The sequence below is a fragment of the Mesorhizobium carmichaelinearum genome (assembly GCF_900199455.1).
Classification (GTDB): Bacteria; Pseudomonadota; Alphaproteobacteria; order Rhizobiales; family Rhizobiaceae; genus Mesorhizobium; species Mesorhizobium carmichaelinearum.
Genome location: NZ_FZQR01000047.1, coordinates 17,302 through 27,707, shown reverse-complemented (window position 1 = coordinate 27,707; position 10,406 = coordinate 17,302). Strand labels below are relative to the sequence as shown.

Below are 10,406 nucleotides of genomic sequence, written 5' to 3'. Positions count from 1 at the left end.
CCCCCGAACCCCTCGGCCCGTCCTACTCCCAAGCCGACCGCAAGGTCGGCTTTTTCTTTGCTAATAGGCCCGGCCGCAAGGTCGGCTTTTTCTTTGCCGGCAGGCCGGCGACAAGGCGTCCCGCCATGCCATATCAGCCAGGCGGCCCAGACAGGGCCAGGTTGCCGCTGAGCAGTGCCGCCAGATCGCTCGCGGAAGCATCGGCACCGGCGCGCAGCCGGATCGCGAACTCAGCCATCGGAACCGCCGGCAAGCCAAGCTCGCGCGGCGCTTCGACGATGCCGGAATGGGCAAAGCGCGGGGTTCGCAAGGTCAGCGCAACGCCGGCATTCACCGCAGTGCGCAGGCCGGCCAGACTGGCACTGCCGGCAGCGATGCGATAGCGGCGGCCGGCGGCGTCGAGCGCTGCGAGTGCCGCCTCGCGAAACCCGCAATAGGGATCGAGCAGCGCCAGCGGCAGCTCTTCCTGCCGCGAGGCCAGTCCCTTCTGTGAACACAGCCAGATCATCGGCTCGCGCAGGACGCCGACCTCGTCCGGCGCCGCCGTCTGACGCATGACGATCGCCAGATCCAGGCTGCCGGCCTGCATCGCCTGCACCAGTTCGGCGGAGCGGCCGACGCGCAATTCGATCCTGACGCGCGGATGGCTGGCAGCGAAGGCGCGCAGCAGGTCTGGCAGACCGCTGTCGGCGAAATCCTGCGTCGTGCCGATGGCGACGCGCCCGGCGGCCCGTGCCCCCTTCAGCGCCAGCCACGCCTCGCGATGCGCGGCAAGGATGCGCCTGGCATGGCCGACAAGGTCCTCCCCGGCCGGCGTCAGGCCGCGCCCTCTGCCCTGTGGCGCCAGAAGCGGCTCGCCGACGATCTCCTCCAGCCGCTGCATCTGGGCGGTCACCGCCGAAGGTGAACGGCCGACACCCGACGCCGCCTGCGCCAGCGAACCACTGTCGACGAAAGCGAGGAAGGTTTTGAGCAGATCCGGATCGAGCGTTTCCACGATTCGATAATACCGAATCTTTAGTTGAAAACAATTCGATTTTTTTGATCTATGGATAGTGACATGGTCTCTCCGACGGCAACCACGCCGCTAGAAACCAAGGAGAAGAAAAATGCCCATCATCAATATCAGCGTCACCGGCAAGCCGGACGCCGCTTTGTCCGCCAGGATTGCCAGGGAAATCACCGAGATCACCGCCACGCAATTGCGCAAGGATCCGACGATCACCGCAGTCGCCGTATCCTATATCGATCCGCAGCACTGGTTCGCCGGTGGCAAGTCGCTGGCCGAGCATGGCAGCAACACATTCTGGCTGGATATCAAGGTGGTTGACGGCACCAACACCAAGCTCGAACTCGAAGCCTATCTCAAGGCTCTCTTCGATGCCTTCGGCCGCCTGCTCGGCGGCGTGCACGAGGAAAGCTACGCCTTTGTGCATGAAGTGCCGGCAGCCGCCTATGGCTATGGCGGCAAGACACAGGAGTTCCGCTTCATCAGCGGGCGGCTGAAGGCGGCGTGAGGCCCTTGTTCCTTCTCCCTTCAGAGGGAGAAGGAACACCGCCTCTTCCCACATTGACCTCGCGCCCACTTCCGCTAGGCTCTGCCCCGAAGCGGCCGCAAAAGAGCCGCATGATAAAGATCGTTGGGAGAGACGCGGCATGATCCTGACACTGGCGCTGCTTGCGGGTTTTGTAGTGGCCTGGCTGCTGATCGGCGTGGTGGAAAAATTCCGCCTTGGCCTGCGTTTCACCCAGGCGCTGCTCTACGTGCCGTTCAAGCTTGCCTACCGGATCGACGACAACCGCATCGGGATCGCGCGCAAGGCGCAGGCTCCCGTCATCTACGTCATCTCGCACCAGTCGCGCTTCGAACCGGCGCTGATGCTGTCGCTGCTGCCGGACGACACGCTGCACATTCTCGACGAGGTCTCGGCGCGTTCGCCCTGGCTCGAACCCTGGCGTGAGCTTGGCCGCACCATTGCCTTCAATGCCGAACATCTTTTCGTCAGCCGCCGGCTGGTGCGTGTGCTGAAGGGCAAGGGGCGGCTCGCCGTCTATCTGCCGGACGCGGTCGAGCCTGACGTCAAGACGTTCCGGCTGTTTCGCGCCGTCACCCGCATCGCCATGCAGGCCGACGCTCGCATCGTGCCGATCTTTGTCGCCGGCGCGCGCAGCCTGCCCGTTTCACTGACGCCGGCCGACAAGGCGCCGCGGCACTGGTTTGCGCAGCTGTCGATCAGCGTTCTGGAGCCGATGACCATCGCCGAACTGGTGGCGCGCAATCCGGACCAGGCGTCGAACACCAATGCATTGTTCGACCGCGTTGCCGAGGCGCGGCTTTTCGGCACCGATCTCGATCGCGGCCTGTTCCTGGCCATGCGCGATGCCGCAGCCAGAGTCGGCGCCTCGCATCCGATCATCGAGGACGTCATCTCGGGTGGGCTGAGCTACCGCAAGATGTTCATCGGCGCTCGCGTGCTGGGCAGACGCTTCGAAGCGGCATCGGCGCCGGGCGAAGCGGTGGGGATAATGCTACCCAACGCCAATGGCGTCGTGCTGTCGTTGGTCGGCCTTCTGTCGGCGGGCCGGGTGGCGGCAATGATCAATTACACCGCCGGGCCGGCAAGCGTCACGGCGGCCGTGCGCACGGCTGTCATCCGCACCGTCGTTTCCTCACGCGCCTTCGTCGAGAAGGCCGATCTCGGCGATATCGTCGCGGCGGTCGAAAAGGGCGGTGCCAGGCTGCTGTGGCTGGAGGATATGCGAGCAAGCGTCACCGCGCTGGACAAACTTGCCGCCGCCTTGCTGTGGCGTTTGCCACTGCAGCGGCAGGATGCGGCCAAGCCGGGTGTGATCCTGTTCACCTCGGGTTCGGAAGGCACCCCCAAGGCGGTTGTCCTGTCGCAAAAGAACCTGCTCGCCAATGCCATGCAGGCCGAGGCGCGCATCACCATTTCGCCGGCCGACATCCTGCTCAACGTGCTGCCGGTGTTCCATTCCTTCGGCCTGACGGGCGGCACCATCCTGCCGCTGGTCACCGGGGTAAAACTGTTCCTCTACCCCTCGCCGCTCCACTACAAGATCATCCCCGAGATCGCGCGCAAGGTGAAGCCGACGATCATGTTCGGCACCGACACATTCCTCGCCAACTATGCGCGCACCGCCAAGGATGGCGACTTCTGCAGCCTTCGCTTCGTCGTTGCCGGGGCCGAGGCGGTGAAGCCGGAAACCCGCCGCGTCTATCGCGATCTCTTCCAGGCCGAGATCATCGAAGGTTTCGGGCTGACCGAGGCCGCTCCGGTGGTTGCCGTCAACACCGCGATCCATGGCCGCGACGGCACGGTTGGGCGGCTCTTGCCGGCGATGCGTATGAAGCTTGAGCCAGTCGAGGGCATCTCGGATGCCGGTCAGTTGTGGCTCGACGGGCCAAACCTGATGATGGGCTACATGACCGCGGACCGCCCCGGTGAGTTGCAGCCGCTGACCGGCTGGCACGACACCGGCGACATCGTCGCCGTCGACCGCGAGGGCTTCATCACCATCCGCGGCCGCGCCAAGCGCTTCGCCAAGATCGCCGGCGAGATGGTGTCGCTGGGCGCGGTCGAGATGCTGGTGCAGTCGCTGTGGCCGGAAGAACGCCATGCGGCGGTGGCGGTGCCGGACAAAAGGCGCGGCGAGCGTATCGTGCTGGTCACCACCGCCGACGATGCCAATCCCGAAGAGCTGCGCCAGTTCGGCAAGAAGGCCGGGGCCGCCGAACTGATGGTGCCCAACGACATCGTCAAGGTCGAGGAAATCCCGGTGCTCGGTTCCGGCAAGACCGATTACGTCTCGACCAGGAAACTGGCGATCGACAGGTTGGGGCTGGGCGTCGCGGCGTAGGGTTCTACCCTATATCCGAAGGCGGCACCTTCTCGCCCTCGAGCTTGGCGCGCTTGGAGTAGGCGCGCACGGAAAACGGCAGGAAGATCAGATAGCCTGCGACCGACGCCGTCAGCGTGTACCAGGGGTAAGTCATCAGCAAGAGGATGTAGAGCACGACGGCGAGAATGACCGGCAGCACCCTGTCGCCGGGGATCTTGATGCTCTTGCCGGAATAGACTGGCAGCCGGCTGACCAGAAGGAAGGCGACCAGGATGGTGAAGCCGGTGGCGACGAAGGCGGCCAGGCGGCTTGGCTCCAGCCCGAGCCGCAGGAAAAACAGATAGAGCGGCAGCATCACCAGCACCGCGCCGGCCGGCGCCGGCACGCCGACGAAATATTCCGACTGCCACAGCGGACGCTCGGCTTTCTCGTCGTCGAGCACGTTGAAGCGCGCAAGTCTCAGCCCGCAGGCGATGGCGAACAGAAGGGCAGCGATCCAGCCCGGCGAGCCGGCGCGGTCGAGCAGGAATGCATAAAGCACCAAGGCCGGCGCAACACCGAAATTGACGATGTCGGCGAGTGAATCCATCTGCGCGCCGAATTTCGAAGTCGCCTTCAGCATGCGTGCGAGCCGACCGTCGATGCCGTCGAGAAAGGCAGCCAGCAGCACCATCACCACCGCCGTCTCGAAGCGATCCTCGAAGGCAAAGCGGATGCCGGACAGGCCGGCGCAGATGGCAAGCACGGTGACCAGATTGGGCAGCACCATGCGCATCGGGATCTCGCGGATGCGCGGACCGCCGCTGGCATGAGCCTCGAATTTCTTGAACGGCGCGCCCAAGGCTCAGGAAATCCTGACCAGAGGAGTGCCGGCGACACCACCGAATTCAGCCAGCACGGTTTCACCGCCGACCGCCGTCTGGCCAACGGCGACACGCGGCGTCGCGGTCAAAGGCAGGAAGACGTCGACGCGCGAGCCGAAGCGGATCAGGCCGAAACGCTCGCCGGTGCCGATCGAGCCGCCGGCCTCGGCCCAGCAAACGATGCGGCGCGCCACCAGGCCGGCGATCTGGACGGCAGCCACCGTGCCGTTAGGGCTCTCGATGACCAGGCCGTTGCGCTCGTTCTCGGTGCTGGCCTTGTCGAGTTCGGCGTTGAGGAATTTCCCGGGCCGATGCTCGATCTTGGCGATGCGGCCGCGCACAGGCGAGCGGTTCACATGGCAGGAAAAGACGTTCATGAACACCGAGATGCGGGTCATTTCGACATTGCCGAGGCCAAGCTCGCGCGGCGGCAGGGCCGGACCGACCGCCGAAATGATGCCATCGGCAGGGCTCACCACCAGGCGATCATCGACCGGTGTGACGCGTTCGGGATCGCGGAAGAAGTAGACGCACCAGGCGGTCAGGATCAGGCCGATCCAGAACAGGATCGAGGAGAAATAGCCAAGGAAAAGCGTCGCCGCGCCAAAGGCCGCGATGAAGGGATAGCCTTCGCGATGGATCGGTACGAACGCGTTCTTGACCGTATCGACAAGGCTCATCGGGCTGGGGCTGGCTCCGTTTCAAGTCCGGCCTCAATAGCCGAAAGCCCCCCTCGCCGCAACGCAACAATCGGCGAAGCCGCATTGGCTGCGGCTGGCGAGCGCGACAATGGGCAACAGCCCGTGCGATATTGGGCGGCACGGTCAAGACCCGCGGGTCGATACCGACGACAACGGACAAGCCGCCGTCACGCGGTGCCAATGCCAGTAACAAAGCGGCTGTCGGAAAGAAGACCCCTCGACCGTCCTTGGTGGGACAGATCCACAAGGAGTTCCCCATGCCTACAGAATCGGTCTCCCCACCACATCTCGTCACCGCTGGCCTCGCCTTCGGAGAATCGCCGCGCTGGCATGACGGGCGGCTGTGGGTCTGCAACTGGGGTACGGGCGAGATCATCGCGATCGATGCCGACGGCAACCGCGAGATCATGCTCACCGTGCCGGCTGTCCTGCCCTACTCCATCGACTGGCTGCCGGACGGCCGTCTGCTCGTTGTCTCAGGTCGCGAAGGCTTGCTGCTGCGGCAGGACGCCGATGGCAGGCTCGTCACCCATGCCGATCTGCGCGGCCTGTCGAAGAGCCCGTGGAACGAGATCGTTGTCGATGGGCGCGGCAACATCTATGTCAATGGCGGCGGGCCGGCGCCGGCTGCCGGTGAGTATTTCGGCCCGGGCACCATCGTGCTGATCACGCCGGACGGTGCGGTCCGGCAAGTGGCTGACAACATCGCCTTTGCCAACGGCATGGCGGTGACCGCGGACAACAAGACGCTGATCCTTGCCGAATCCCACGGCAACCAGCTGACCGCCTTCGACATCGCCGCCGACGGCAGCCTGTCCAACCGGCGCGTCTGGGCGGATCTCGACGGCTATCCCGACGGCATCTGCCTCGATGCCGAAGGCGCGGTCTGCTACGCGGATGTTCCCAACAAGCACTGCGTGCGGGTGCGCGAGGGCGGCGATGTGCTGCAGACCGTCACCGTCGATCGCGGCTGCTTTGCCTGCATGCTGGCGGCGCGGACGGGAGGACGCTGTTCATCACCGCCGCCGAGTGGCGCGGCTTCGAGCACATGGTCAGCGATGCCCGCACCGGCCAGGTGCTCAGCGTCGAAGCGCCGGCACCTGGCGTCGGCTGGCCCTAGAAACGGAACCTACACCCCCGGAATCCGCTGATAGTTGGCGATGTCGGCCCGCACGCCAAGCCGGGCGATCGTCTCCTGCGGGTTGAACGCGACGCGTTCCTGCGCGGCCTTGACGATCGGCACGACCTTGTCGACGGCCGCCTGGCTTTCCCATTCGACGATCGTCACCAGGTTGAATTCGCCCGGGCCTGAAAATTGCTCGAGCAGGAAATCCTGCATGAAACCCTGCTGTTGGCGCAGCAATTCATGCGTCGTCCTGACCTTGGTGAGGATCTCCTCGCGAGCGGCGGCGGGGACGACGAATTTATCCACCCTGAACACGCTGCCGCCGTTAACAGTCTGATTTATGTCGTTCATTTCGATTGTTCCGTTCCTGGATGATGGGGTTTTCGGGCTCCAGGAACGGCGTACAATCTCAACTTAAGTTGAGGTCAAGCGCAAAAGTCAATTTGCCTCCGACGTCCGCCGGCGAACGATGACGCCGAGTTCGTCGCCCTCGCGGGCAAGGCGCAGCCGCTCTTCGGCTTCGGTCGCCTCGCGCTGGCGGTCCCACATCGAGGCATAGAGCCCGTGCTCGCGCATCAACTCGACATGGGTGCCGCGCTCGGCGATCTGGCCGTCCTTCAGCACGATGATCTCGTCGGCGGAAATCACCGTCGACAGGCGGTGGGCAATGACGATGGTGGTGCGGCCCTTGCTGACGAGATCGAGCGCGGCCTGGATCTCCTGCTCGGTGTGGCTGTCCAGCGCCGATGTGGCCTCGTCGAGCATAAGGATCGGCGGTGCCTTCAGGATGGTGCGGGCAATCGCGACGCGCTGTTTTTCGCCACCCGAAAGCTTCAGCCCGCGCTCGCCAACCATAGACTTGTAGCCATCGGGCAGCTTCTCGATGAACGGTCCGATCTGGGCGAGTTCGGCTGCCTTGCGCACCTCCTCTTCGCTCGCGCCGACGCGGCCGTAGCGGATGTTGTAGGCGATGGTATCGTTGAACAGCACCGTGTCCTGCGGCACCATGCCAAGCGCCGCGCGCAAACTGTCCTGGGTGACATCCCGGATGTCCTGGCCGTCGATCAGCACCTGGCCGGCCTGCACGTCGTAGAAGCGGAACAGCAGCCGCGAAATGGTCGACTTGCCAGCGCCCGACGGCCCGACAATGGCGACCGTCTTGCCGGCCGGCACTTCGAAGGAGACACCCTTCAGGATCTTGCGATTCGGATCATAGGAAAAATGCACGTCGCGGAATTCGACCTTGCCCGCGCCCACGACCAGGGATTTCGCATCAGGTTTGTCGACGATCTCCTGGGGCACGTCGAGCAGGTCGAACATGTGCTCGATATCGGTCAGGCCTTGCCGGATTTCGCGGTAGATGAAGCCGATGAAATTGAGCGGCACGGAAAGCTGCACCAACATGGCGTTGATGAAGACGAAATCGCCGACGGTCTGCGTGTGGGCCTGCACCTCCAGCGCCGACATGCACATGACGACGACCGTCCCGAGGCCGAAGATGACGCCCTGGCCGAAGTTCAGCCAGCCGAGCGAGGTCCAGGTCTTGGTGGCGGCGATCTCATAGCGCGCCATCGAACGGTCAAAGCGGTCGGCTTCCATGGCCTCGTTGGTGAAATACTTGACCGTCTCGAAATTGAGCAGGGAGTCGATCGCCTTGGTGTTTGCGTCGGTGTCGCTGTCGTTCATGTCGCGGCGGATCGATATGCGCCAGTCGCTGGCCTTGACCGTGAACCAGACATAGAGCCAGACGGTGACCGCCACCACAGCCACATATTTCCAGCCATAGGTGAAACCGAAGATGCCGGCCGTCAGCGCGAATTCGAGGATGGTCGGCGCGGTGTTGAGCATGATGAAACGCACGATCGTCTCGATGCCCTTGGTGCCGCGCTCGATGATGCGCGACAGGCCGCCGGTGCGGCGCTCCAGATGGAAGCGCAGCGACAGCTGGTGCATGTGGACGAAGGTGCGGAAGGCGAGCTGGCGCACCGCATGCTGACCGACACGGGCAAACAGCGCGTCGCGCAACTGGTTGAAGCCAAGCTGGACAAGCCTCATCACATTGTAGGCGACGACCAACATGACCGGAGCAAGCATGAAGGACGGCAGCGGCGGCGGCGTTTTGGAGCCCCCGGCCAGCGCATCGGTTGCCCATTTGAAGAAATAGGGACCGGCGACCAATGTCAGCTTGGCGACGACCAGCAGCAGTGTCGCCCAGGTGACGCGCGCCCTGAGATCGGCGCGGTCGGCCGGCCACATATAGAGCCACAAATTGCGCAATGTCGTGAGCGTTGAGGTGTCGGCGGAGACGGTTTTTTCGACCACTTTTCTTGCCTTTTGGGTGAGAGGGTCAGCGGCCGGAGCAGCAGGAATTGACAAGCGCGTTCAGCGATGCCGATACATCGGCAAGTGCTGCGCGATCGACCGCGTAACGCGAACGCTGGCGGTCGGGCTCGAAGCGGACCAGGCCGGCCTTGACCAGGATCTTCAGATGCTGCGAGACGGTTGACTGCGCCAGATCGAAACGGTCGACGACCTCGCGGCAGCAACAGGAATTGCTGCTCGACAGATGTTTGAGGATTTCGATGCGCGCCGGATGCGAAAGTGCCGCCAGCCGCGCGGCGACCGTGTGGCTGTCGGGGGCGCAACTGCCTGATGCGTCGCGGCTTCCATTCGGTTCAAGCAAGGATTCGGTCATCGTCCATCGGCGATAAACGATGACCGGTCCTGCGGCAAGCTGCCCTTATGGGCAGATTGGCTGCGATGTCATGAAACGCGGGTGTCGAACCAATCCAGTACCAGCTGCGGGTTCTTGCCGAAGTAGTTGTAGCCTTCGAACCGCTGGTCCGTGCCTTCGATCCAGAACAGTTTCTTGTCCTTGGAGGAAATGGTGTCGTAGATTTCCTGCACATTGGATGGCTTGGTCAGGAAATCATTGCGGACCTGGGCGACGAGTGTCGGAACCGTCACCGCCTTGGCATACTCCATCGGCCAGACGTCAGCGAGGTGGAAGCCGGTCTGCTTGTGAAAGGCCACGTCAAACAGTTCGACACCATTTGCGATTTTCTGGTTCTCCATCGCCGTCTGGACGAACACCGCCGGCGATACCGGCTGCAAGGCGATCATCGCCTTGATGTGGGCGAATTCTTCCGGGTGCTTCTTCATGCCCACAATCGTCGCATTTGCGCCCAGGCAGCGGCTGTAAAGGGCCGTCTTCATGTCCTTGGTATCGGGCCGGGATTTCGCGTAGTGCAATGATCCGATCACGTCACGGTATTCCAGCACACCATGGCCATTGATGCCGCCGCTGCCCGCTCCACTGCGGCCGTGGTTGCGCATGTCGTAGGTGATGATGTTGTAGCCGGCATCATGCAGGAGCTTGTATTCCGGCAGGAAGTTCACCTCGAAGCCGCCGAAATTCGTCCAGGGCTCCAGATGGCCCGGATAGCCGTAGCGATTGCAGGGCATGGGGTGATTGAAGATGAGCAATTTGTCGGAGGAGGCAGGAATGAACCAACCCTCGATCGTCACGCCGTCAATCGCCGGGAAGAAAATCTCCTCGTAGTCCAGGCCGTACTCGTTCGGCCACCGCAGGATCGGGGTGCGGGTCGAATGCGCCATCAAATCGGCCATGCCATTGATGAAGTCTTGAGATTTTGCGTCGGTCATAGTTGCACCCGTTGTTGTTTGGTTGTCCGCAGCCTTTGCAACTGCGGATGAGGCGGCGATGATGGGGAGAGCGGCGAGCGCCGCGCCGGCTTTCAGAAGCTGTCGGCGGCTGTTCGAGGGTGCGCCTTCCTGCTCAACGGTGGTGGCGCGCTGGTTGCCCATGGGGGTCTCCTTGATTGTTGTCGAAAC

Annotated in this window: 9 protein-coding genes and 1 pseudogene; 3 read left to right on the top strand and 7 right to left on the bottom strand. The window is 63.5% G+C overall.

The features are described from left to right. Window positions 1–133 precede the first annotated feature (133 nt). Window positions 134–997, bottom strand: coding sequence for a LysR substrate-binding domain-containing protein (locus CKW40_RS39120; protein ID WP_095204978.1), 864 nt, complete (start codon window positions 995–997; stop codon window positions 134–136). Between the two features lie 112 nt (window positions 998–1,109). Here CKW40_RS39120 and CKW40_RS39115 point away from each other — a divergent pair, with 112 nt between their 5' ends. Both CKW40_RS39115 and CKW40_RS39110 read left to right on the top strand, forming a co-directional pair. Continuing rightward, window positions 1,110–1,517 carry a tautomerase family protein gene (locus CKW40_RS39115; RefSeq protein WP_095204977.1) on the top strand — a complete coding sequence of 136 codons (408 nt, stop codon included), beginning with the start codon at window positions 1,110–1,112 and terminating at the stop codon, window positions 1,515–1,517. A 139-nt stretch (window positions 1,518–1,656) separates the two neighbouring features. Then, a complete protein-coding gene (locus tag CKW40_RS39110; RefSeq protein WP_095204976.1) occupies window positions 1,657–3,879 on the top strand; it encodes an AMP-binding protein in 2,223 nt (740 codons plus the stop codon). Window positions 3,880–3,883: 4 nt separating this feature from the next. On the opposite strand, the gene CKW40_RS39105 is transcribed toward CKW40_RS39110, so the two are convergent. Continuing rightward, window positions 3,884–4,702: a CDP-alcohol phosphatidyltransferase family protein gene (locus tag CKW40_RS39105; RefSeq protein ID WP_095204975.1), complete on the bottom strand. Its 819-nt coding sequence runs from the start codon at window positions 4,700–4,702 to the stop codon at window positions 3,884–3,886. 3 nt (window positions 4,703–4,705) lie between these two features. Next, the gene (locus CKW40_RS39100) at window positions 4,706–5,404 is read right to left on the bottom strand and encodes a phosphatidylserine decarboxylase (RefSeq protein ID WP_095204974.1); all 699 of its coding nucleotides are present in this window, start codon (window positions 5,402–5,404) and stop codon (window positions 4,706–4,708) included. A 278-nt stretch (window positions 5,405–5,682) separates the two neighbouring features. Between CKW40_RS39100 and CKW40_RS39095 the strand changes: the two are divergent. Further along, window positions 5,683–6,545, top strand: a pseudogene (locus CKW40_RS39095) (SMP-30/gluconolactonase/LRE family protein). Between the two features lie 9 nt (window positions 6,546–6,554). Here CKW40_RS39095 and CKW40_RS39090 read toward each other — a convergent pair. From CKW40_RS39090 to CKW40_RS39075, 4 genes are all read right to left on the bottom strand, one after another. Then, window positions 6,555–6,902: an antibiotic biosynthesis monooxygenase family protein gene (locus CKW40_RS39090; protein ID WP_095204973.1), complete on the bottom strand. Its 348-nt coding sequence runs from the start codon at window positions 6,900–6,902 to the stop codon at window positions 6,555–6,557. 87 nt (window positions 6,903–6,989) lie between these two features. Further along, complete coding sequence (locus CKW40_RS39085) at window positions 6,990–8,873, bottom strand: ABCB family ABC transporter ATP-binding protein/permease (RefSeq protein WP_095204972.1); 1,884 nt, start codon at window positions 8,871–8,873, stop codon at window positions 6,990–6,992. Window positions 8,874–8,898: 25 nt separating this feature from the next. Then, window positions 8,899–9,246: an ArsR/SmtB family transcription factor gene (locus tag CKW40_RS39080; RefSeq protein ID WP_095204971.1), complete on the bottom strand. Its 348-nt coding sequence runs from the start codon at window positions 9,244–9,246 to the stop codon at window positions 8,899–8,901. 68 nt (window positions 9,247–9,314) lie between these two features. Next, the gene (locus CKW40_RS39075) at window positions 9,315–10,379 is read right to left on the bottom strand and encodes an alpha/beta hydrolase family protein (RefSeq protein WP_095204970.1); all 1,065 of its coding nucleotides are present in this window, start codon (window positions 10,377–10,379) and stop codon (window positions 9,315–9,317) included. Between the last annotated feature and the right edge of the window lie 27 nt (window positions 10,380–10,406).